Source organism: Pseudomonas sp. GCM10022186 (assembly GCF_042656385.1).
In the GTDB taxonomy this organism is placed as follows: Bacteria; Pseudomonadota; Gammaproteobacteria; order Pseudomonadales; family Pseudomonadaceae; genus Metapseudomonas.
Map to the genome: position 1 here is coordinate 1 of NZ_JBHSOU010000071.1, position 21,171 is coordinate 21,171.

Annotated in this window: 20 protein-coding genes and 2 tRNA genes; 10 read left to right on the top strand and 12 right to left on the bottom strand. The window is 63.9% G+C overall.

Annotated elements, in window-relative coordinates:
- On the bottom strand, positions 1-224 hold a 224-nt coding region (locus ACFPU0_RS26395), incomplete at its 3' end, for a transposase (protein WP_377696253.1).
- Positions 225-588: 364 nt separating this feature from the next.
- On the opposite strand from ACFPU0_RS26395, the gene ACFPU0_RS26400 reads away from it, so the two are divergent.
- Positions 589-1,599, top strand: coding sequence for an alpha/beta hydrolase (locus ACFPU0_RS26400; protein WP_377696254.1), 1,011 nt, complete (start codon positions 589-591; stop codon positions 1,597-1,599).
- A 657-nt stretch (positions 1,600-2,256) separates the two neighbouring features.
- Here the strand turns inward: ACFPU0_RS26400 and ychF are convergent.
- The 9 genes from ychF to ACFPU0_RS26445 all read right to left on the bottom strand — a co-directional run bounded on the left by ychF (position 2,257) and on the right by ACFPU0_RS26445 (position 9,192).
- Complete coding sequence (ychF, locus tag ACFPU0_RS26405) at positions 2,257-3,357, bottom strand: redox-regulated ATPase YchF (protein ID WP_377696255.1); 1,101 nt, start codon at positions 3,355-3,357, stop codon at positions 2,257-2,259.
- 26 nt (positions 3,358-3,383) lie between these two features.
- Complete coding sequence (gene pth, locus ACFPU0_RS26410) at positions 3,384-3,968, bottom strand: aminoacyl-tRNA hydrolase (RefSeq protein ID WP_377696256.1); 585 nt, start codon at positions 3,966-3,968, stop codon at positions 3,384-3,386.
- 38 nt (positions 3,969-4,006) lie between these two features.
- Entirely contained in the window at positions 4,007-4,612 is a 606-nt protein-coding gene (locus ACFPU0_RS26415) for a 50S ribosomal protein L25/general stress protein Ctc (RefSeq protein ID WP_377696257.1), read from the bottom strand.
- 105 nt (positions 4,613-4,717) lie between these two features.
- On the bottom strand, positions 4,718-5,659 hold the full coding sequence (locus ACFPU0_RS26420; RefSeq protein ID WP_028629917.1) for a ribose-phosphate pyrophosphokinase: 942 nt from the start codon (positions 5,657-5,659) through the stop codon (positions 4,718-4,720).
- An 86-nt stretch (positions 5,660-5,745) separates the two neighbouring features.
- Positions 5,746-5,820 (bottom strand) — tRNA-Gln (locus tag ACFPU0_RS26425).
- 60 nt (positions 5,821-5,880) lie between these two features.
- Positions 5,881-5,955: transfer RNA gene (locus tag ACFPU0_RS26430), tRNA-Gln, on the bottom strand.
- Between the two features lie 32 nt (positions 5,956-5,987).
- Positions 5,988-6,839 (bottom strand): 4-(cytidine 5'-diphospho)-2-C-methyl-D-erythritol kinase, encoded by an 852-nt coding sequence (gene ispE / locus ACFPU0_RS26435; RefSeq protein ID WP_377696258.1) that lies wholly within the window; start codon positions 6,837-6,839, stop codon positions 5,988-5,990.
- Between the two features lies 1 nt (position 6,840).
- A complete protein-coding gene (gene lolB / locus ACFPU0_RS26440; protein ID WP_377696259.1) occupies positions 6,841-7,458 on the bottom strand; it encodes a lipoprotein insertase outer membrane protein LolB in 618 nt (205 codons plus the stop codon).
- A gap of 3 nt (positions 7,459-7,461) precedes the next feature.
- A complete protein-coding gene (locus ACFPU0_RS26445; RefSeq protein ID WP_377696260.1) occupies positions 7,462-9,192 on the bottom strand; it encodes a tetratricopeptide repeat protein in 1,731 nt (576 codons plus the stop codon).
- 184 nt (positions 9,193-9,376) lie between these two features.
- On the opposite strand from ACFPU0_RS26445, the gene hemA reads away from it, so the two are divergent.
- The 6 genes from hemA to ACFPU0_RS26475 all read left to right on the top strand — a co-directional run bounded on the left by hemA (position 9,377) and on the right by ACFPU0_RS26475 (position 14,715).
- Entirely contained in the window at positions 9,377-10,651 is a 1,275-nt protein-coding gene (hemA, locus tag ACFPU0_RS26450; RefSeq protein WP_377696261.1) for a glutamyl-tRNA reductase, read from the top strand.
- On the top strand, positions 10,648-11,730 hold the full coding sequence (gene prfA / locus ACFPU0_RS26455) for a peptide chain release factor 1 (RefSeq protein ID WP_377696262.1): 1,083 nt from the start codon (positions 10,648-10,650) through the stop codon (positions 11,728-11,730). Before hemA ends, prfA begins: the two co-directional genes overlap by 4 nt.
- A 1-nt stretch (position 11,731) precedes the next feature.
- Entirely contained in the window at positions 11,732-12,562 is an 831-nt protein-coding gene (gene prmC, locus ACFPU0_RS26460) for a peptide chain release factor N(5)-glutamine methyltransferase (protein ID WP_377696263.1), read from the top strand.
- A complete protein-coding gene (locus tag ACFPU0_RS26465; protein WP_377696264.1) occupies positions 12,556-13,311 on the top strand; it encodes a molybdopterin-synthase adenylyltransferase MoeB in 756 nt (251 codons plus the stop codon). The genes prmC and ACFPU0_RS26465 overlap by 7 nt, the downstream gene beginning before the upstream one ends.
- The gene (gene murI, locus ACFPU0_RS26470; RefSeq protein WP_377696265.1) at positions 13,304-14,098 is read left to right on the top strand and encodes a glutamate racemase; all 795 of its coding nucleotides are present in this window, start codon (positions 13,304-13,306) and stop codon (positions 14,096-14,098) included. Before ACFPU0_RS26465 ends, murI begins: the two co-directional genes overlap by 8 nt.
- Before the next feature lie 101 nt (positions 14,099-14,199).
- Entirely contained in the window at positions 14,200-14,715 is a 516-nt protein-coding gene (locus ACFPU0_RS26475) for an acyloxyacyl hydrolase (protein WP_377696266.1), read from the top strand.
- 474 nt (positions 14,716-15,189) lie between these two features.
- On the opposite strand, the gene ACFPU0_RS26480 is transcribed toward ACFPU0_RS26475, so the two are convergent.
- On the bottom strand, positions 15,190-16,173 hold the full coding sequence (locus ACFPU0_RS26480; RefSeq protein ID WP_377696267.1) for an NAD(P)/FAD-dependent oxidoreductase: 984 nt from the start codon (positions 16,171-16,173) through the stop codon (positions 15,190-15,192).
- 197 nt (positions 16,174-16,370) lie between these two features.
- On the opposite strand from ACFPU0_RS26480, the gene ACFPU0_RS26485 reads away from it, so the two are divergent.
- The 3 genes from ACFPU0_RS26485 (at position 16,371) to ACFPU0_RS26495 (ending at position 19,821) form a co-directional block, all read left to right on the top strand.
- A complete protein-coding gene (locus ACFPU0_RS26485; RefSeq protein ID WP_377696268.1) occupies positions 16,371-17,279 on the top strand; it encodes a TIGR01777 family oxidoreductase in 909 nt (302 codons plus the stop codon).
- Positions 17,279-18,307, top strand: a complete 1,029-nt coding sequence (gene hemH / locus ACFPU0_RS26490; RefSeq protein WP_377696269.1) for a ferrochelatase — start codon at positions 17,279-17,281, stop codon at positions 18,305-18,307. The genes ACFPU0_RS26485 and hemH overlap by 1 nt, the downstream gene beginning before the upstream one ends.
- A 146-nt stretch (positions 18,308-18,453) precedes the next feature.
- Complete coding sequence (locus tag ACFPU0_RS26495) at positions 18,454-19,821, top strand: spinster family MFS transporter (protein ID WP_377696270.1); 1,368 nt, start codon at positions 18,454-18,456, stop codon at positions 19,819-19,821.
- Between the two features lie 70 nt (positions 19,822-19,891).
- On the opposite strand, the gene ACFPU0_RS26500 is transcribed toward ACFPU0_RS26495, so the two are convergent.
- Positions 19,892-21,169 carry a uracil-xanthine permease family protein gene (locus tag ACFPU0_RS26500; protein WP_377696271.1) on the bottom strand — a complete coding sequence of 426 codons (1,278 nt, stop codon included), beginning with the start codon at positions 21,167-21,169 and terminating at the stop codon, positions 19,892-19,894.
- Positions 21,170-21,171: the final 2 nt, after the last annotated feature.

Consider the following 21,171-nt stretch of genomic DNA (forward strand, 5'->3'; position numbering starts at 1 on the left):
ATGCGCAGCTCGACGTCGCCGGCGCGGGTCTGCCACCGGCGATCCCGGTAGCCGTTGCGGCTGTTGCTGCGCTCGACGCTTTTGACGCCGAAACCGGCGCCACATAGCGCCTCGACATCCAGCTCCATCATGCGCTGGGCGACGAACTGGATCATGTGCTTGAGCAGATCAGCATCTGCCCCTTTCTCGGCAAGCTCGCTCAATGCGATAGTGCTCTGGGTCATCGTGGTTTCCTTGGTTGGGGGTTAGGTCTGCAAACTCAACCTTAACCAAGAACCACGATGGCCTTCCTCTCACGCCTGACGGCGCTTCGGCTAGACCTCAGTTACACCACTTCCCGGGACACGATCGTAAACCATCCTTGTGCAATTCAATTGCGAATGGCTGGGAGGGTGAGCAATGCAAGGCGGTTGCCAAGGGCCGGAAATGAACCCCCGCTGCGCGGGTGCAGAAAGCTGGGCTGGGGCTTCTATCTTCAGTCAGGCATCGTTGTATAAGGCAGCATGTTTTTCGTTTTGTTGTGAACGTGGCAGTGCTGGTAAACTTATGAAAAATCATGCAGCCACAAACGACTCCTACCGATAAAATATGACGATCAGAATTTCAGGAAGAACTGTTGCGGTGAGCATTTTTATGCTCACATTTTTTGGGATGGCTTGGTACCTGGTGGTTGAACAAGATTTAAGAAAAATAGATGCCACATTGGGTGAAAAGCCTTTGAAGTGTTTTTTAAATGCTGGCACAGAAACCAAAAGAGAGTCTATTGAAAATAATGATCATGGGACGGTCGATTTAGTAGAAATTTCATCTTGTGGGGGAAGCGTTCGATTTTATGAGGCTATTCCAAAAAACATTACGCCTAAAACTCCTCTAGTTGTGGCGCTGCATCAAACCACAAACTTCGGAAAAGGTGAAGTTATGGGGTATGCCGGTAATTCAGATCTTTTTTACGGTAGATCATTTTACGAAGATGGCTTCATTGTTATTGCGCCGGATATTTTTTTGGCGGGCGATAATTTCAGTGAAAGCGTCGGCTATGACACAAAAAATTTTTATAAAGAATATCCTGACTGGTCCGCAACGGGTCGAATGCTTGAAGATCATAAATCTGTTGTTAGGTACGCAAGAAAGTTTAATCCCCGCTGCATGGGGGTTGTTGGTCACTCTCTTGGGGGGCATAACGCGCTGTTCCTGGCAGCCTTTGACAAAGAGATCGACGTTGTAGTGTCAAGTGGGGGCTTTACAAGCATGGCTTCAGATAAAGATGCCATACGCTGGGCAAGAGAATCCTGGTTTGTTTATATGCCATTGCTGCGGCCTTACGTCAGCAAGGGTTCCCCAAGAGTTACACCGTGGGATTTTGATGATTTGCTAAAAGCGATTTTGCCTCGATCAGTCTTGATTATTCATGGGCGAAATGATGAATCCTGGTCAAACAATTCATCGGTGCCTGATCTTGTTGCCGCAGCAAACGCTGGCATTACCTCTAGCTCTCAGGCGAAGTTGATTTTTCATGAAGGCGGGCATGAGTTTGGATGGAGGTTTCAAGATATTGCAAAAGATTTCGTGTTGCAATCTTGTGCGCGTGGCCAATTCTAATTGGTCTACAAAAACGATATTTATCTGAAAATTAATACTCAGCCTGTGCGGTCACCAAGTCGGCATCATACTCGGCCAATTCATCCGGGGTGGGGGAGCGCATGGCGGCAACATGCAGCAGGCCGTCCGCGTCCGGTTTGGATAGGGTGGTGATCGGTTCCCCGCGTTGTCATCCGTTGCAGATCGTCACGGGAAAGCCCCTGAGCCTCTTTTGGGTTAGCAGTATCAAGTTGGACTACTTCGGCGCGTCAGGGGCCGTTTCTGCGCGTTCTGGGGTTGCTCAAGGCTTCCTTTACCATTCTCTCACGGGCCAGCTAGCGGTAACGCCAAACCTTCACTCCGTTGGGCTGCACTTCGCGATACAGGCCCTTTTCGTCGGTCAGCTTGTAAGGCTTGCCCTTGGGCCTAGCGGTGCGGCATTGGGTGGGCCTCGAGGTGATCCTCGGGAACCAGTTCGTCCAGCGTCGGTGGAAACAGGCTGCTCTGCTGGCGCCCCTCTCCCTGGATGTAGCCCATAAATGACAATGCCCGTATTGATCGATACGGGCATTGTCTTCAGCTCGGCCCCGGGCTGCCAGGTTTTCACATAGTCTGATTTGCGGGGCTTTGTGGTTATTTTTGTTGTCCTTGCTTGTCCGTGAAAATCCAAGCTCCGGGTCAGACGTTGAAGCGGAAGTGCATCACGTCGCCGTCCTTGACGATGTATTCCTTGCCTTCCAGGCGCCATTTGCCGGCTTCCTTGGCGCCGTTTTCGCCCTTGAACTGGATGAAGTCGTCATAGGCGACCACTTCGGCGCGGATGAAGCCTTTTTCGAAGTCGGTGTGGATAACCGCGGCGGCCTGGGGGGCGGTGGCGCCTACGCGCACGGTCCAGGCGCGGACTTCCTTCACGCCAGCGGTGAAGTAGGTCTGCAGGTTGAGCAGGTCGTAGCCGGCGCGGATCACGCGGTTCAGGCCCGGCTCTTCGAGGCCGAGGGCTTCGAGGAACATGTCTTTCTCTTCACCGTCGTCCAGCTCGGCGATCTCGGCTTCGATCTTGTTGCACACCGGCACCACGATCGCGCCTTCTTCTTCGGCGATGGCTTTCACCACGTCCAGGTGCGGGTTGTTCTCGAAGCCGTCTTCGGCGACGTTGGCGATGTACATCACCGGCTTGCTGGTGAGCAGGTGGAAGCCGCGGACAAGGCGCTTCTCCTCGTCGCCCAGGTTTTTCAGCAGGGAGCGCGCAGGCTTGCCTTCGCTGAAGTGGGGGATGAGTTTTTCCAGCAGGGCCTTCTGGGCCAGGGCGTCCTTGTCACCACCCTTGGCGTTGCGGGCGACTTTCTGCAGCTGTTTCTCGCAGCTGTCGAGGTCGGCGAAGATCAGCTCGAGGTCGATGATCTCGATGTCGCGCTTGGGGTCGACGCTGTTGGAGACGTGGATGACGTTCTCGTCTTCGAAGCAGCGCACGACGTGGGCGATGGCGTCGGTCTCGCGGATGTTGGCGAGGAACTTGTTGCCCAGGCCTTCACCCTTGGAGGCGCCCGCCACCAGGCCGGCGATGTCGACGAATTCCATGGTGGTGGGGATCACGCGCTCAGGCTTGACGATCTCGGCCAGCGCATTGAGGCGCAGGTCGGGCATCGGGACGATGCCGCTGTTCGGCTCGATGGTGCAGAAGGGGAAGTTCTCCGCTGCAATGCCGGACTTGGTCAGGGCGTTGAACAGGGTGGACTTGCCGACGTTGGGCAGGCCGACGATGCCGCAATTGAATCCCATGGAATGTGCCTCTGCGCGGAGTGGTTTCAGGCCTTGCGACTGTGCAGCTTCTGCATGGCGCGGGTAAGGTCACCGGCGAGCAGTTCTGGCATCACGTCGAGGGCGAAATCGATGCTGGTGTCGAGCAGTTCCTGTTCACCGCGCGGGGCGCGGCCGAGAACATAGCCGGAGACCAGGCTGCTGTGCCCCGGATGGCCGATGCCAAGCCGCAGGCGATGGAACGAATTCTGGTTGCCGAGCTGGGCGATGATGTCGCGCAACCCGTTGTGGCCGCCGTGGCCGCCGCCGGTCTTGAGCTTGGCGACGCCGGGGGGCATGTCGAGTTCGTCGTGGGCCACCAGGATGGCGTCCGGAGGAATGCGGAAGAACCCAGCCAGGGCCGCCACGGACTGGCCGCTGCGGTTCATGTAGGTGGTGGGGATCAGCAGACGAACATCGCGCCCTTGATGGGAAAACTTCCCGACCAGGCCGAAGTATTTCTTGTCGAGGCTCAGGTTGACCCGTTCGCGGTCCGCCAGGCGCTCAACGAAAAGGGCCCCTGCGTTATGCCGGGTCTGGTCGTATTCGGGGCCGGGATTACCCAGGCCGACGATCAGTTGAATGGCAGTCACTACAGGGGCCCTTTATCAGGCTAATGCAGAGTAATGAATTACTCGGCTTCGCCTTCTTCCTTCACCACGCGGGAAGCATGGATGTTGGCAACTGCCAGGTCGTTGCCGTGGGCCAGGGCCACCAGCTCGACGCCTTTCGGCAGCTTGAGGTCGGACAGGTGAATGATCTGGCCGACTTCGACCTTGGCCAGGTCGACTTCGATGAACTCCGGCAGGTCTTGCGGCTGGCAGGAGACTTCGACTTCGGCGATGGTGTGGGAAACTTCGCCGCCGCCTTGCTTCACGCCAACGGAGGTGGCTTCGTTGATGAAGTGCAGGGGTACGTGGGCGGTCAGTTTCTGGCCGGCGACTACGCGCTGGAAGTCAGCGTGCAGTACGAAGCCTTTGGCCGGATGACGCTGCAGGGCCTTGATCAGAACGGTTTCGGTGGCACCGGAAACGTTCAGGGCGATCACGTGGCTGAAGGCAGCTTCGTTTTCCAGCAGCTTGGCCAGGTCTTTGGCCAGCAGGCTTACGGATTGCGGGGCTTTCTCGCCGCCGTAGACAACAGCGGGAACCAGGTTGGCGTTACGACGCAGGCGGCGGCTCGCACCTTTCCCCAGGTCGGAACGCGCTTCGGCATTCAGGGCAAACTCAGTAGTCATTACGATTCTCCAAAATAACCAAAACGCCCGTAATGCTTGCGACCAGCATCCGGGCGATTGGGCAAAAAGCCCCGCCGGAGCGGGGCGCTTTCGTCAGGGATGTCCTTAGCGGAACATCGCGCTGATCGATTCCTCATTGCTGATGCGGCGGACCGCTTCAGCCACAACCGGCGCGATATCCAGCTGGCGGATACGCGAACAGGCTTGTGCCGCAGCGGACAGCGGGATGGTGTTGGTCACCACCAGCTCATCCAGCACGGAGTTTTCGATGTTCTCGATGGCACGGCCGGACAGCACCGGGTGGGTGCAGTAGGCGTAGACCTTGGCGGCGCCGTGGTCCTTCAGGGCCTTGGCGGCATGGCCGAGGGTGCCGGCGGTGTCGACCATGTCGTCGACCAGCACGCAGGTGCGGCCTTCGACGTCGCCGATGATGTGCATGACTTCGGACTGGTTGGCCTTGGGACGACGCTTGTCGATGATGGCAAGGTCGACGCCCAGGGACTTGGCCACGGCACGGGCGCGAACCACGCCGCCGATGTCCGGGGAAACGATCATCAGGTTTTCGAAGCGCTGGTCTTCGATGTCATCGACCAGGACCGGGGAACCGTAGATGTTGTCCACCGGAATGTCGAAGAAGCCCTGGATCTGGTCGGCGTGCAGGTCGACGGTGAGCACGCGGTCGATACCGACCACGGTCAGCATGTCGGCCACTACCTTGGCGCTGATGGCCACGCGGGCGGAACGCGGGCGGCGGTCCTGGCGGGCATAGCCGAAGTAGGGGATGACCGCGGTGATGCGGGAGGCCGAGGAACGGCGGAAGGCGTCAGCCATCACCACCAGTTCCATCAGGTTATCGTTGGTCGGTGCGCAAGTCGGCTGGATCAGGAAGACGTCCTTGCCGCGGACATTTTCGTTGATTTCAGCACTGATTTCGCCGTCGGAGAACTTACCTACGGAGGCGTCGCCGAGGGGAATATGCAGTTGACGTACGACGCGACGCGCCAGATCGGGGTTGGCGTTCCCCGTGAAGACCATCATCTTGGACACGCGCAGTACCTGCCGGCTGAGGGTAGACCTGATGAATCAAAAAGCCGTTCAAAGGCCGTGGGCTTTTGAACAGCTTTTCAAGTGTATGGCAGGGGCGGCTGGATTCGAACCAACGCATGGCAGGATCAAAACCTGCTGCCTTACCGCTTGGCGACGCCCCTATGTGTATAACTCGCTCTGCAGGACCTTCGTTTCGTTGTGCGTATAACCCGTTGGGTTAATGGCAGGGGCGGCTGGATTCGAACCAACGCATGGCAGGATCAAAACCTGCTGCCTTACCGCTTGGCGACGCCCCTGTATCGTACAACCGACTGTCTTGCAGTCCTTCTCAAGCCAGACCTTGAAGCTTGCGGTGCAACATGGAGATGTTGCGCCCCTGGGCGACAAAGCTCGGCAGAGTGGCCGGAAGTTGGCGGCGAACTTTATCAGCATCGCCTCTGTTTGGGAAGCTCCCAAACACACAAGCTCCAGTGCCGGTCAATCTAGCTGATGTGAATTTATTCAACAAGATCAGCGCGTTACGAACATCCGGGTAACGCTTCTCGACCACCGGCTGGCAGTCGTTTCGACCGCCCCCCTCAAGAAGGCTGCGAACTTTAATGGGCGGAGTATCCCGTGTCAACTCGGGATCGGAGAAAACTTCTGCTGTGCTGACAAAGACTTGCGGCACGGCGACGAGGAACCAGGGCTCCGGCAGGTCCACCGGCGTCAGTCGCTCGCCGACGCCTTCGGCGAAAGCTGCGCGGCCCCGTACGAAAACCGGTACGTCGGCGCCCAGGGACAGGCCCAGGGCGGCCAGGCGATCCTCGCTCCAGCCCAGGTTCCACAGGCGGTCCAGGGCCAGCAGGGTGGTGGCGGCGTCGGAGCTGCCGCCGCCGATGCCGCCGCCCATGGGCAGGCGCTTGTCGAGCCAGATGTCGGCGCCCAGCCGGCAGCCGGACTCGGCCTGCAGCTTGCGGGCGGCGCGGACGATCAGGTTGCTGTCGTGGGGAACGCCGGGCACCTCGGTGCGCAGGTGGATCTCACCGTCCTGGCGCAGGGAGAAGCCCAGTTCGTCACCATGGTCGAGGAACTGGAAGAGGGTCTGCAGCTCGTGATAGCCATCGGCCCGGCGGCCGAGGATGTGCAACATCAGGTTGAGCTTGGCCGGCGCCGGCAGGACGAGTTGTGCGTCTTGCATGTCACTGGCCGAGCTGGCGCGGTTGCCAGTCCTTGATCACCAGGGTGACGTCGAGGTTCTCGCCGCTGAGCTTGATGCGCTCGGGCAGGGCGTAGCCGTTCTGCTTCACATAGCTCAGGTACTGCACCTGCCAGCCGTCCTGCTCCAGTTGGGCCAGGCGGCTGGCCGCGTCGAGGGTCAGGCGGCTGCGGCTGTCCGGGGCGGGCAGGCCGCGCACCCACCAGAGCAGGTGGGAGACGGGCAGGCGCCAGCCGAGCTGTTCTTCCAGCAGGGCTTCAGGGGATTCGGCCTGGTAGCGGCCCTGGTTGGCCACTTCCAGCTCGATCTTGCCCGGGCGTCCGGTCAGGCGCGCGGCGCCACGGCCGAGGGGGCCGGACAGGCGGATGTCGTAGTAGTCCTGGCGTTGCAGCCAGAACAGGGTGCCGCTGCCGGAATCCTTGGGCGCGCGGATGCCGACCTTGCCGCTGATCTGCCAGCCATCGAGGGCGCTGAGCTGGGCCTTGTGGGCCTTCCAGGTGGCCTGGTCGCCCTGGCCTTCGAGGGTTTCGTGAGGGGCGAGGGCGGCGCAGCCGGTGAGCAGGAGGAGCGCCCCGGCGGCCAGGAGATGACGTAGACGCATGGATCAGAGGGTTCCGGAGCCGGTCAGGCGTTGCAGGGTGTCACGGAGGATCGAACTGTCAGGCTGTTTCTGCAGGGCCTCGGCCCAGACCTTGCGGGCCTCGACCTGCTTGCCGCGGGCCCAGAGCACCTCGCCCAGGTGGGCGGCGACCTCGTGATCGGGGAACTCCTGCAGGGCCAGGCGCAGCAGGCGTTCGGCTTCGCCCAGGTTGCCCATGCGGTAGTTCACCCAGCCGAGGCTGTCGAGGATGGCCGGATCGTCCGGATTGAGCTGGTGGGCCTGTTCCACCAGCTTCTTGGCCTCGTCGTAGCGGGTGGTGCGGTCGGCCAGGGTGTAGCCGAGGGCGTTCAGCGCCATGGCGTTTTCCGGCTCGCGCTCGATGATGAAGCGCAGGTCCTTCTCCAATTGGGCCAGGTCGTTGCGTTTCTCGGCGAGCATGGCGCGGGTGTAGAGCAGGTTGAGGTCGTCGGGGAACTGCTGCAGGCCCTGGTGGATGACTTTCCAGGCGCGTTCCGGCTGCTGGCGCTCGGCCAGGCTCTCGGCCTCGATCAGGTAGAGCTGGATGGCGTAGTCCGGCTGGCTTTCTCGGGCCTTGGCCAGGCGTGCTTCGGCTTCATCGGCGCGGCCGCTGTCCAGGAGGATTTCCACTTGGCGCATCTGTGCTGGCAAGTAATCGTTGCCAGGGCCGACCAGGGCGTATTCGAGCAGGGAGCTGTTCTTGTCCCCACGCTTCTCGTAGATCTGGCCGAGGTTGTAATGGGCCGAGTCGACATGGCTGCCGCGGTCCACCAGTTCTTCCAGGTAGACCTGGGCTTCGTCCCAGGCTTCGCCTTCCAGGCAGACCAGCGCCAGGGAATAGCGCAGGTCGTCGTCATCGGGGAACTGCTGGACCAGGCTGGAGAATTCGGCCTTAGCTTCGTCCAGGCGGTCCTGCTCCACCAGCATGCGGGCGTAGGTCAGGCGCAGGCGCTTGTCGTCCGGGTGCTGCTTGATGGATTTCTGCAGCAGCGGCAGGGCTTCGTCGCCGCGCTTCAGGCTCTGCAGCAGGCGTGCGCGGAGCAGGATCGGGGCGATTTCCTTGTCGTTTGCGGGAATGCCTTCGAGCAGGGCGAGGGCTTCGTCGGTGCGGCCATCCTGTTGCAGCAGCACGGCCTTGCCGAATACCAGCTGGCTGTTGTTCGGGTGCTTGGCCAGAAGGCGGTCGAAGCTCTGCAGCAGGCCAGCGCGGGTATCGGCGTCGGTTTCCGCGGCGGACAGGGCGAGGAAGTCGAAATGGGTGTCGCCCTGGCCCTGGAGCACCTTCTCCATATAGGTCATGGCTTCGTCGTAGCGGCCGGCCCGGGCCAGTTGCACGGCGGCGGCGCGCTGGGCGTCGAGGTTGTCCGGGGCGTTCTTCGCCCAGATGAGCGCGGTGTCCAGTGCGGCCTGGTCGGCGCCCAGGTACTCGGCAATGCGGAAGGCGCGTTCGGCCACGCCAGGGTCCTGGGTGGCATTGGCCTGTTGCACGTAGTTGCCGAGGGCGATGTCGAAGCGGTTGCGTTGTCCGGCCAGTTCAGCCGTCAGCAGGGAATAGAGGGCTTCGCGGCTGAACGAACCATAGACCTCGGGCTTGGCGGGCGCGGAGGCCTGGTTGCCTTCCTCGACCGGCGGGGTGCCGTCCGGGGACTTGTGGGTCAAGCTCTGACAGCCGCCGAGCAGCAGCAGGGCGGTCAGCAACGCGAGGGATCTATTCATAGAGGCGGAAGGCGTCTAACCAGCGAGTGGCCCATCATGACACAAGCATTCAGGCAAGCCCATGGGGCATGTCCCGACCGGGGCGCGGCGATTCCTGTTCGAGGAGACAATTATCGGCGGTGGTTGTCGTCGCCAGGGTGAAGTAGGACAATTGCGCGCCCTCCCGTTCAGTTAGCGACCCTGCATGGCTTTCATTGCTCTTGGTATCAACCACAAGACCGCTTCGGTGGACGTCCGCGAACGTGTGGCCTTCACTCCCGAGCAGTTGGTGGAGGCCCTGCAGCAGCTGTGTCGGATCACGCCCAGCCGCGAGGCGGCCATCCTCTCCACCTGCAACCGCAGCGAGTTGTACCTGGAGCAGGATCACCCCGCCACCGATGAAGTGCTCGCCTGGCTGGCCGGCTATCACAACCTCAGCCTGGAAGAGCTGCGCGCCTGCGCCTATGTGCACCAGGACGACGACGCCGTGCGCCATATGATGCGCGTCGCTTCCGGGCTGGACTCCATGGTCCTCGGTGAGCCGCAGATTCTCGGCCAGATGAAGTCCGCCTACGCCGTGGCGCGTGAGGCCGGCACCGTCGGTCCGCTGCTCGGCCGGCTGTTCCAGGCCACTTTCAGCACCGCCAAGACGGTGCGCACCGACACCGCCATCGGCGAGAACCCGGTTTCCGTGGCCTTTGCCGCTGTCAGCCTGGCCAGGCAGATCTTCTCCGACCTGCACCGCAGCCAGGCGCTGCTGATCGGCGCCGGCGAGACCATCACCCTGGTGGCCCGCCACCTGCACGAGCAGGGCGTGAAACGCATCGTGGTCGCCAACCGTACCCTGGAGCGCGCGAGCATCCTGGCCGAGGAGTTCGGCGCCCATGCCGTGCTGCTGGCCGACATGCCCCAGGAGCTGGTCAACAGCGATATCGTCATCAGTTCCACCGCCAGCCAGCTGCCGATCCTCGGCAAGGGCGCGGTGGAGCGCGCGCTGAAGCAGCGCCGGCACAAGCCGATCTTCATGGTCGACATCGCCGTGCCCCGGGATATCGAACCCGAAGTCGGCGAACTGGACGATGTCTACCTCTATACCGTGGACGACCTGCACGAGGTGGTCGCGGAGAATCTCAAGAGCCGCCAGGGCGCGGCCCAGGCGGCCGAAGAGCTGGTGGGCGCCGGGGTCGAGGACTTCATGCAGCGCCTGCGCGAGCTGGCCGCGGTCGACGTGCTGCGTGCCTATCGCCAGCAGGCCGAGCGTCTGCGTGATGACGAGCTGGCCAAGGCCCAGCGCATGCTGCAGAACGGCAGCGCCGCCGAAGACGTGCTGGCCCAGCTCGCCCGCGGTCTGACCAACAAGCTGCTGCACGCACCCAGCGTGCAGCTGAAGAAACTCTCCGCCGACGGCCGCTTCGACGCGCTGGCCGTGGCCCAGGAACTCTTCGCCCTCGACGAGGGCCCGGATAAACGTTCGCAATGAAAGCTTCCCTGCTGAACAAGCTCGACCTCCTCCAGGATCGCTACGAGGAACTCACCGCCCTGCTCGGCGATGCCGAAGTCATCAGTGACCAAGGCAAGTTCCGCGCCTATTCCAAGGAGTTCGCCGAAGTCGAGCCGGTGATCCTGGCCTTCCGCGAGTTCCGCAAGGTGCAGGGCGACCTCGAAGGCGCCCAGGCCCTGCTCAAGGACAGCGATCCGGACCTGCGCGAGATGGCCGAGGAAGAAGTGGCCCAGGCCCGCGAACAGTTGGTGGGGCTGGAGGACCGCCTGCAGCGCATGCTGCTGCCCAAGGACCCCAACGACGGCCGCAACGTCTTCCTGGAAGTCCGTGCCGGCACCGGTGGCGACGAGGCGGCGATCTTCTCCGGCGACCTGTTCCGCATGTATTCCCGCTACGCCGAGCGCCAGGGCTGGCGCGTCGAGATCCTCTCCGAGAACGAGGGCGAGCACGGCGGCTACAAGGAAGTGATCGCCCGGGTCGAGGGCGACAACGTCTACGCCAAGCTCAAGTTCGAGTCCGGCGCGCACCGCGTGCAGCGGGTGCCGGAAACCGAGTCCCAGGGCCGCATCCACACCTCCGCCTGCACCGTCGCCGTGCTGCCGGAGCCGGACGAACAGGCCGCCATCGAGATCAACCCCGCCGACCTGCGGGTGGACACCTACCGCGCCTCCGGCGCCGGTGGCCAGCACGTGAACAAGACCGATTCGGCGGTGCGCATCACCCACATCCCGTCGGGCATCGTCGTCGAGTGCCAGGAAGAGCGTTCCCAGCACAAGAACCGCGCCAAGGCCATGGCCTGGCTGGCAGCCAAGCTGAACGACCAGCAGGAGGCCGCCGCGCACAAGGAAATGTCCGATACCCGCCGCCTGCTGGTGGGCTCCGGCGATCGTTCCGAGCGCATCCGCACCTACAACTATCCACAGGGCCGGGTCACCGACCACCGCATCAACCTCACCCTCTACGCCCTGGACGACATCATGGCCGGCGGCGTGGAAGCGGTGATCGAGCCGCTGCTCGCCGAATACCAGGCCGACCAGCTGGCGGCACTGGGGGATTGACGTGACCATCATCGCCAGCCTTCTGGGCGAAGCCCGCCTGCCGGATTCGCCCACCTCGCGCCTGGATGCCGAGCTGCTACTGGCAGCTGCGCTCGGCAAGCCGCGCAGTTTCCTGCATACCTGGCCGGAGCGCGTGGTCTCCAGCGAAGTGGCCGAACGCTACGCCAGCTACCTGGCGCGCCGCCGTAGTGGCGAGCCGGTTGCCTATATCCTCGGTCACCAGGGCTTCTGGAGCCTGGACCTGGAAGTGGCGCCGGACACCCTGATCCCGCGCCCGGATACCGAACTGCTGGTAGAGACCGCCCTGGCCCTGTTGCCGGCGAGCCCCGCCGAGGTGCTCGACCTGGGCACCGGCACCGGCGCCATCGCCTTGGCGCTCGCCTGCGAGCGACTGGCCTGGAAGGTCACCGGCGTCGACCGGGTTTCCGCCGCCGTGCAGCTGGCCGAGCGCAATCGCGCGCGGCTCAAGCTGAACAATGCGCAATTCGTGGAAAGCCACTGGTTCTCCGCCCTGGACGAGCAGCGCTTCGCCATGATCGTCAGCAATCCGCCCTACATTCCGGCCAAGGACCCGCACCTGGCCGAGGGCGACGTGCGCTTCGAACCCGCCAGTGCCCTGGTGGCTGGCGCCGATGGACTGGACGACATCCGCCAGATCATCCAGGACGCACCGCGGCACCTGGTCGCCGGCGGCTGGTTGCTGCTGGAACATGGTTACGACCAGGCCCCTGCGGTACGCGACCTGTTGGTCCGCCAGGGCTTCGCCCGGGTGGAGAGCCGTCGCGACCTGGGTGGCCACGAACGAATTTCCCTTGGGCAATGGCCATGCTGAGTGATCAGGAACTCCTTCGCTACAGCCGGCAGATCCTCCTGCCGCAGATCGATGTCGACGGCCAGCTGCGCCTGAAGCAGGGGCGCGTGCTGATCGTCGGTCTCGGCGGCCTGGGCTCGCCGGTATCCCTCTACCTGGCGGCTGCCGGTGTGGGCGAGCTGCACCTGGCGGACTTCGACAGCGTCGATCTGACCAACCTGCAGCGGCAGATCGTCCACGACAGCAGCAGCGTGGGGCGGAGCAAGGTCGACTCGGCCATGGCGCGCCTCGCCGCGCTGAACCCGGAAGTGCGTCTGGTGCCCGTCACCCGCGCGCTGGACGAGGATTCGCTGGCCGCCGCGGTGGCCGCCGTGGACCTGGTGCTTGATTGCACCGACAACTTCGGCACCCGCGAGGCAGTCAATGCGGCCTGCGTGGCCGCCGGCAAGCCGCTGGTGTCTGGCGCCGCGATCCGCCTCGAAGGCCAGCTCTCGGTGTTCGACCCGCGCCGTGACGACAGCCCCTGCTACCACTGCCTCTATGGCCATGGCAGCGAGGCCGAACTGACCTGCAGCGAGGCCGGTGTGGTGGGCCCGCTGGTGGGGCTGGTGGGCAGCCTGCAGGCCCTGGAGGCACTGAAGCTGCTGGCCGGCTTCGGCGAGCCCCTGGTTGGCCGCCTGTTGCTGGTCGACGCCCTGGGCACGCGCTTTCGCGAACTGCGGGTCAAGCGCGACCCGGCCTGTGAAGTCTGTGGGGCCCGGCATGCCTGATGCGGCGCCGGTAGGCGTCTTCGACTCGGGCGTGGGTGGTGTCTCCGTGTTACGGGAGATCCGCGCGCTGCTCCCCAATGAGTCCCTGCTCTACGTAGCCGACAGCGGCCATGTGCCCTATGGCGAGAAGAGTGCCGACTTCATCCGCGAGCGCAGCCAGCACATCGCCGAATTCCTTCTCGGCCAGGGCGCCAAGGCCCTGGTGCTGGCCTGCAACACCGCCACCGTGGCCGCCGTGGCCGACCTGCGCGAGCGTTATCCACAGCTGCCCATCGTCGGCATGGAGCCGGCGGTGAAGCCGGCCGCCGCCGCGACCCACAGTGGCGTGGTGGGCGTGCTGGCGACCACCGGGACGCTGAAGAGCGCCAAGTTCGCCGCCTTGCTGGACCGCTTCGCCGGTGATGTGCGGGTCATCACCCAGCCCTGTCCGGGGCTGGTGGAGCGCATCGAGGCCGGGGACCTGATGGGCAGGGATACCCGCAAGCTGCTGGCGGGTTACGTCGAACCCTTGCTGGCGGAAGGCTGCGACACGCTGATACTCGGCTGCACCCATTACCCTTTCCTGCGCCCGCTGCTGCACCAGTTGGTGCCGCATTCCGTCAGCCTGATCGATACCGGCGCCGCGGTCGCTCGCCAATTGCAGCGTTTGCTGGATGCGCGGGGGCTGCTGGCGGAAGGCGCCGCCTCACCCTGCCGCTTCTGGTCCAGCGGTGATGCGGCGGCGATGCAGGAGATATTGCCTACACTCTGGGGAGAATCTGTCCGGGTGGACAAGTTTACCGGCTGATGGAACAGTCCAGAGATTTCTTTCCCCGATAAAAAAGCTAACTATAATCGCTGACAGGTATTAAACATTTCTGTCAGCACTTCAGAAAAAGGATTGCTTTCATGAAGAAGTTCTTCTGCTGGGCCGCAGCAGCAGCCATGTCCATCGGCCAGGTGGTGTCCGCCCAGGCCGCGGCTGTTTCCCTGGATATCGGCCAGACGGGCGAGTCCACCATGGTCTATCGCCTGGGCACCCAGTTCGACTTCTCCAGCAGCTGGTTCCAGAGCGACGTAGGCCGCCTGACCGGCTACTGGGATGCTGCCTACACCTACTGGGAAGGGGACGAGACCTCCAGCAACCACAGCCTGTCCTTCTCTCCGGTATTCGTCTACGAGTTCGCCGGCGAAAGCGTGAAGCCCTACGTCGAAGCCGGTATCGGCGTGGCCGTGTTCGAAAACACCGATCTGGAAGACAACGACCTGGGCTCCTCCTTCCAGTTCGAAGACCGCCTGGGCCTGGGCCTGCGCTTCGCCAACCAGGAAGTCGGCCTGCGTGCGATGCATTACTCCAATGCCGGCATCAAGCAGCCGAACGATGGCATCGAAACCTACACCCTGCACTATCGCCTGTCTTTCTGAGGCGGCGCTGCACGAAAGGAACCGGGCCTTGCGCCCGGTTTTTTATCGGCCGCCGACCGGGGCCGGATAGCCGTCCACCATGCGCAGGGCCGCATGCAGGGACTGGCGGGGGACAATACGCCGGCTGCGATGCCCAGTCAGGCCAGGGGCCGGGGTGTCGGCAGGCAACTGGGCATGGACATGAGGCGTTTGCCTCGACACGACTTATACGGGCTCTGCTTCTTATTTGGATTTGAGGGGATCACAGGTAGGAACCTATACAGATCAAATAGCTTGTACAGGTTTTCGGCAGGCGCTGATCAGTGTCTGCTGCTTCGCAAGTGGCGGGGGAGAGCGGCCAGTCGAGGCACCGCTTCGAGTTGTATGGCGGGAACGAAGATGAGCCGGCTGACGAGGGCGGATCGTTCGCGGTTGGACGGCCGGAGGGCCGTCCATTTCGACAGCAGCAGCTGGCGCGGGTCAGCTGCTGCGCGGTTACAGGTGTTCGAGCAGGCGGCGGGCGGCTTCCTGGCCGCTGAGCCAGGCACCTTCCACGCGGCCGGACAGGCACCAGTCGCCGCAGGCGTAGAGGCCGAGGTCGGCATCGGCAAGGGCGCCCCACTGGTGCGCCTGGCTGGGACGTGCGTAGAGCCAGCGATGGGCCAGGCTGAAATTCGGCGCGGGTACGGCGCAGCCGATGATCTCGGCGAAGGCGCCATGGAGTTGTTCGATCACTGCTTCCTTGGGCATGTCCAGATGCTGCTTGCTCCAGGCGCTGCTCGCGTGCAGGACCCAGGTATCCAGGCTGGATTCGCGGCCGGGCTTGGAGCGGTTGCGGGCCAGCCAGTCCAGCGGGCTGTCCTGCAGGAAGCAGCCTTCGACGCGGGTATCCAGCGGTTCGCTGAAGCCCAGGGCCACGGCCCAGGTCGGTTCCATGGCGACGCTGGCGGCGGCGCCGGCCAGTTTGGGGGCTGCGGCCAGCAGGGCGGTGGCCTGGGGTGCCGGGGTGGCGACTATCACATGGCTGAAGGGGCCGTGGCTGAGCCCTTCGGCATCCTGCAGGCCCCAGTGGCGCTCACCGCGGAAGACCTCGGTGATGCGGCAGGCGAAGTTCACCGGCAGCGCACCCAGAAGGGCGCGAGTGATGGCGCTCATGCGCGGTGTTCCGACCCAGCGGATCTGCTCGTCGGGGGAGGGCAGGAGCCGGCCTTCGCTGTAGTTGTAGAGACTTGGCGACCACTCGGCCACCCAGCCCCGGTCGCGCCATTGCTGCACCACTTCGGCGAAGCGGCGATCGCGGGCGGTGAAGTATTGCGCGCCAAGATCCACGGAGCCGGCATCGCTGCGCTTGCTGGCCATGCGTCCGCCACTCCCGCGGCTCTTGTCGAAGAGTTCCACATTCTGCCCAGCCGCATTCAGCGCCTGGGCGGCGGAGAGGCCGGATATGCCGGTACCGATGATGGCGATAGGTGCACTCATGGTCTACCTCGTTACCTATGGCTACAGGCTACGCTTTAGACAAGACCTGTACAATATTCAAGCTCTGTATAGGTCGTTCGGTTCCAATCGCGGACTTCTGTGTTTCTGACGGTGCGTGGCCCAAACAAGGGCACGTCGAATCGTCATAAACCAGACTAGGGCGATATCCGCACTTAGCGCCATGCGAGGAGGATGCCATGCACATATTGCTGACCGGCGGTACTGGTCTGATTGGTCGGGCGCTCTGTCAGCGCTGGTTGGCCGATGGGCATCAGCTCACCGTGCTGAGCCGTCGGCCACAGAGTGTCGCCAGCCTGTGCGGTCGCGCGGTGCGCGGTATCGGTCAGTTCGCCGACTATGGCGACGAGCCGTTGGACGCCATCGTCAACCTGGCCGGCGAACCCATTGCCGACCGCCCCTGGAGCAACAAGCGCAAGGCACTGCTTTGGGGCAGCCGCATCACCCTGACCGAGCAACTGCTGGAATGGCTGGGCAAGCGCGACCAGATGCCGCAAGTGCTGCTCAACGGCTCGGCCGTGGGCTGGTACGGGGACGCTGGCGAGCGCGAGTTGACCGAGGAATCGCCTCCTGTCACCGACGACTTCGCCAGCCAGCTCTGCGTGGCCTGGGAGGAAACCGCACTACGGGCCGAGGCACTCGGCATCCGTGTGGTGCTCATCCGCACCGGTCTGGTGCTGGCGCGGGACGGCGGTTTTCTCAAGCGCCTGGTGCCGCCCTTTCGCCTGGGGCTGGGCGGTCCCCTGGGCAATGGCCGGCAATGGATGTCCTGGGTGCACCTGGACGATCAAATCGCCTTGATGGATTTTCTCTTGCGGCGGGAAGACGCTCGCGGTCCCTATAATGCGTGCTCGCCGCAGCCGGTACGCAACGGCGATTTCGCCCGCAGCCTGGGGCGCGCGCTGGGCCGGCCGGCCATCATGCCGGCGCCGGCCTTCGTCCTGCGCGTACTGTTGGGTGAGCTGGCCGGCCTGTTGCTGGGTGGCCAGCGTGCGGTGCCGGCGCGCCTGCAGGCGGCGGGATTCACCTTTGCATTCACCGATCTGGACACGGCGCTCGGCGACTTGCTGATGCCTAAGGATGTTTGATGACTGATCACGCACTGCTGCTGGTCAACCTGGGCTCCCCGGCTTCCACCAAGGTGGAGGATGTGCGGAGCTACCTCGATCAGTTCCTGATGGACCCCTACGTGGTCGACCTGCCCTGGCCCCTGCGGCGCCTGCTGGTTTCGCTGATCCTGATCAAGCGCCCGGCGCAGTCGGCCCATGCCTATTCCTCCATCTGGTGGCCGGAGGGCTCGCCGCTGATCGTCCTCAGCCGCCAGTTGCAGGGGGCCATGGCCCCGCATTGGCCGCACGGGCCGGTGGAGCTGGCGATGCGCTACGGCGAACCCTCCATCGAAGGCGCCTTGCGCAAGCTGGCCGGCCAGGGCGTCAAGCGGGTGACCCTGGCGCCGCTCTATCCGCAGTTCGCGGAGAGCACCACCACCACCGCCATCGAGGAAGCGCGCCGGGTGGTTCGCGAGCTGGGCTTGAAGCTGCAGGTGTCGGTGCTGGCGCCCTTCTTCGCCGAACCGGACTACCTGGATGCCCTGGTGGCCAGCGCCAAGCCCTATCTGGAGCAGGACTTCGACCACCTGCTGCTGAGCTTCCACGGCCTGCCGGAACGGCATATCCGCAAGCTGGTGAAAGGTATAGAACCGCAGCATGACCTGCGCGCGCGGGACAGCCGCGGAGTCAGCGACGAGGTCCTGGCGGTCTGCTACCGCAGCCAGTGCCAGCGGACCGCCGAAGCCTTCGCCGAGCGCGCCGGGCTCCAGCCCGGGCAATGGTCGGTGTCCTTCCAGTCGCGGCTGGGCCGGGACAAGTGGATCGAACCCTACACCGAGACCCGCCTCGACGAACTGGCGAAGCAGGGGGTGAAGAAGCTGCTGGTGATGTGCCCGGCCTTCGTCGCCGACTGCATCGAGACGCTGGAGGAAATCGGCCAGCGTGGCAGCGAACAGTTCCAGGAGGCTGGTGGCCAGGAGCTGGTGCTGGTGCCCTGCATGAACAGCCATCCGCAATGGGTGTCTGCCCTGGCACGCCTGTGCGAGACGGCGGTGCGGCCGCTGTGATTCCTGTCCTTTATCAATCGGAGGACACGCTGCGCATTCACCTCGCCTATATGACGCGCTTTCCGGTATTCAGGCCACCCATGGCCACCTAAGCTGGGTTCTCCTTCAACCGTCGTGCGCCGCACCGGCGGCGCCGAGGAGAGCCCATGCAGAACAAGAACAATGGCTACCCCTCGAGCCTGTGTGCCTGGACCACCGTCGCCATTCTGATGGTGGCCTACGTGCTGTCCTTCATCGACAGGCAGATCCTCAACCTGCTGGTGGAACCCATCCGCCGCGACCTCGCCATCAGCGATACGCAGATGAGCCTGCTGATGGGGCTGTCCTTCGCTCTTTTCTATACCGTCTGCGGCATTCCCCTCGGGCGCCTGGCAGACAGCCGCAGCCGTCGCGGGCTGATCGCCTTTGGCGTGCTGTTCTGGAGTGCGGCCACCGCGGCCTGTGGCATGGCCAGGCTCTACTGGCAGTTCCTGCTCTGCCGCATCGGTGTCGGCATGGGCGAGGCGGCCCTGTCTCCAGCGGCCTATTCGCTGATCGCCGACAGCTTTCCCAAGGAGCGTCGGGCCACGGCGATCAGCGTCTATTCGATGGGTGTCTATCTCGGTTCCGGGCTGGCCTTCCTGCTGGGCGGGCTGGTGATCAAGTTCGCCTCCGCCCAGGGCGACGTCCATCTGCCGCTGCTGGGCGAAGTAAGGCCCTGGCAGCTGATCTTCCTGGCCCTGGGCGCTGCTGGCGCGCTCTTCACCCTGCTCATGCTGGCGGTGCGCGAACCCCAGCGGCGTGGCATCGGCGCCGGCGTGGTGGTGCCCTTGGCGGAGGTCGGCCGTTACCTGCGCAGCAACCGGCGTACCGTGGTCTGCCACAACTTCGGCTTCGCCGGCCTGGCTTTCGCCGGCTATGGCAGCGCGGCCTGGATCCCGACCTTCTACATTCGCACCCATGGCTGGGACGCCGGCCAGGTGGGCATGATCTACGGCAGCCTGGTGGCGGTTTTCGGCTGCCTCGGCATCGTCTTCGGGGGGCGCCTGGCGGACTGGATGGCCAGGCGCGGGCGTGCGGATGCCAACATGCGCGTCGGCCTGTTCGCCGCCCTGGGGGCGTTGCCTCTGGTGGTGCTGTTTCCGCTGCTGGACGACGCCTTCTGGGTGACGGTGCTGATGGCGCCCACGGTGTTCTGCCTGAGCATGCCCTTCGGTGTGGCGCCGGCGGCTATCCAGGAGATCATGCCCAACTCCATGCGCGGCCAGGCCTCGGCGGTCTATCTCTTCGTCATCACCCTGATCGGACTGGGAATAGGTCCTACGGCCGTGGCGCTGGTGACCGACTACCTGTTCGCCGACGACAAGGCCCTGCGCTACTCGCTGCTGATCGTCACCAGCCTGGCGGTGAGCAGTTCGGTGGTGCTGCTGGGGATGGGGCTCAAACCCTATCGCGAGAGCTTGCAGCGGCTTCAGAAATGGGGCGTGGAGTCGCAGGACGATGTCCTGCCCCAGGAGGTGCAGCTCTCTTCGTAATTGGATGGGTCGGGCGGCTCCCCTGACAAGAAACAGCCCCGCGGGTGCGGGGCTGTTTCATGGAGCCGGTTCAGATCTGCGGGGCATCGTCCGGGCTGCGGTGCTTCCAGGTTTCATGGCCCGGCAGCAGCAGGTTGAGGGCGATGGCGACTATGGCGCAGAGGGCGATGCCCTTCAGGCCGAAGTCATCCTGGCCGGTGCCGGTGCCCACCAGCATGCCGCCGATGCCGAATACCAGGGTCACGGAGACGATCACCAGGTTGCGCGCCTCGGCCAGGTCGATCTTGTGGCGGATCATGGTGTTCATGCCCACTGCGGCGATGGAGCCGAACAGCAGGCAGAGGATGCCGCCCATGACCGGTACCGGGATGCTCTGCAGGATGGCGCCGAACTTGCCGATGAAGGCCAGGCCGATGGCGAACACGGCCGCCCAGGTCATGATCTTCGGGTTGTAGTTCTTGGTCAGCATCACCGCGCCGGTCACTTCGGCGTAGGTGGTGTTGGGCGGACCACCGAACAGGCCGGCGGCCGAAGTGGCCAGGCCGTCGCCCAGCAGGGTGCGGTGCAGGCCAGGCTTTTTCAGGTAGTCGCGACCGGTCACGCTGCCCACCGCGATCACCCCGCCGATATGCTCGATGGCCGGGGCCAGCGCCACGGGGACGATGAACAGGATGGCCTGCAGGTTGAATTCGGGGGCGGTGAAGTTGGGCAGTTCGAGCCAGGGGGCGGCCGCGATCTTCGCGGTGTCCACTACGCCGAACCAGAAGGATAGGGCGAAGCCCACGATCACGCCGGAAATGATCGGCACCAGGCGGAAGATGCCCTTGCCGAACACCGCCACTATCAGGGTAGTCAGCAGCGCCGGCATGGAAATCCACATGGCGGTGGAGTAGGGGATCAGCTCGCTGCCGTCCCCGGCCTTGCCCATGGCCATGTTGGCGGCGATGGGCGCCATGGCCAGGCCGATGGAGATGATCACCGGGCCGATCACCACCGGCGGCAGCAGGCGGTCGATGAAGCCGGTGCCCTTGAGCTTCACCGCCAGGCCCAGGAAGGTGTAGACGAAGCCTGCCGCCACCACGCCGCCCATGGTCGCGGCCAGGCCGAACTGGCCCTTGGCGAGGATGATCGGGGTGATGAAAGCGAAGCTGGAGGCCAGGAACACCGGCACCTGGCGGCCGGTGACCGACTGGAACAGCAGGGTGCCGAGGCCGGCGGTGAACAAGGCAACGTTGGGGTCCAGCCCGGTGATCAGTGGCATCAGCACCAGGGCGCCGAAGGCCACGAAGAGCATCTGGGCGCCGGAAAGGATCTGGCGCCAGAGCGGGTCCTTGAATTCGTCGCTCATCG

Excerpts from the sequence above, each read along its gene's own strand:
- ACFPU0_RS26400 (WP_377696254.1), top strand. The coding sequence starts at position 589 with ATGACGATCAGAATTTCAGGAAGAACTGTTGCGGTGAGCATTTTTATG.
- ychF (WP_377696255.1), bottom strand. The coding sequence starts at position 3,357 with ATGGGATTCAATTGCGGCATCGTCGGCCTGCCCAACGTCGGCAAGTCC.
- ACFPU0_RS26415 (WP_377696257.1), bottom strand. The coding sequence starts at position 4,612 with ATGACTACTGAGTTTGCCCTGAATGCCGAAGCGCGTTCCGACCTGGGG.
- ispE (WP_377696258.1), bottom strand. The coding sequence starts at position 6,839 with ATGCAAGACGCACAACTCGTCCTGCCGGCGCCGGCCAAGCTCAACCTG.
- lolB (WP_377696259.1), bottom strand. The coding sequence starts at position 7,458 with ATGCGTCTACGTCATCTCCTGGCCGCCGGGGCGCTCCTCCTGCTCACC.
- ACFPU0_RS26445 (WP_377696260.1), bottom strand. The coding sequence starts at position 9,192 with ATGAATAGATCCCTCGCGTTGCTGACCGCCCTGCTGCTGCTCGGCGGC.
- hemA (WP_377696261.1), top strand. The coding sequence starts at position 9,377 with ATGGCTTTCATTGCTCTTGGTATCAACCACAAGACCGCTTCGGTGGAC.
- prfA (WP_377696262.1), top strand. The coding sequence starts at position 10,648 with ATGAAAGCTTCCCTGCTGAACAAGCTCGACCTCCTCCAGGATCGCTAC.
- ACFPU0_RS26465 (WP_377696264.1), top strand. The coding sequence starts at position 12,556 with ATGCTGAGTGATCAGGAACTCCTTCGCTACAGCCGGCAGATCCTCCTG.
- murI (WP_377696265.1), top strand. The coding sequence starts at position 13,304 with ATGCCTGATGCGGCGCCGGTAGGCGTCTTCGACTCGGGCGTGGGTGGT.
- ACFPU0_RS26475 (WP_377696266.1), top strand. The coding sequence starts at position 14,200 with ATGAAGAAGTTCTTCTGCTGGGCCGCAGCAGCAGCCATGTCCATCGGC.
- ACFPU0_RS26480 (WP_377696267.1), bottom strand. The coding sequence starts at position 16,173 with ATGAGTGCACCTATCGCCATCATCGGTACCGGCATATCCGGCCTCTCC.
- ACFPU0_RS26485 (WP_377696268.1), top strand. The coding sequence starts at position 16,371 with ATGCACATATTGCTGACCGGCGGTACTGGTCTGATTGGTCGGGCGCTC.
- hemH (WP_377696269.1), top strand. The coding sequence starts at position 17,279 with ATGACTGATCACGCACTGCTGCTGGTCAACCTGGGCTCCCCGGCTTCC.
- ACFPU0_RS26495 (WP_377696270.1), top strand. The coding sequence starts at position 18,454 with ATGCAGAACAAGAACAATGGCTACCCCTCGAGCCTGTGTGCCTGGACC.
- ACFPU0_RS26500 (WP_377696271.1), bottom strand. The coding sequence starts at position 21,169 with ATGAGCGACGAATTCAAGGACCCGCTCTGGCGCCAGATCCTTTCCGGC.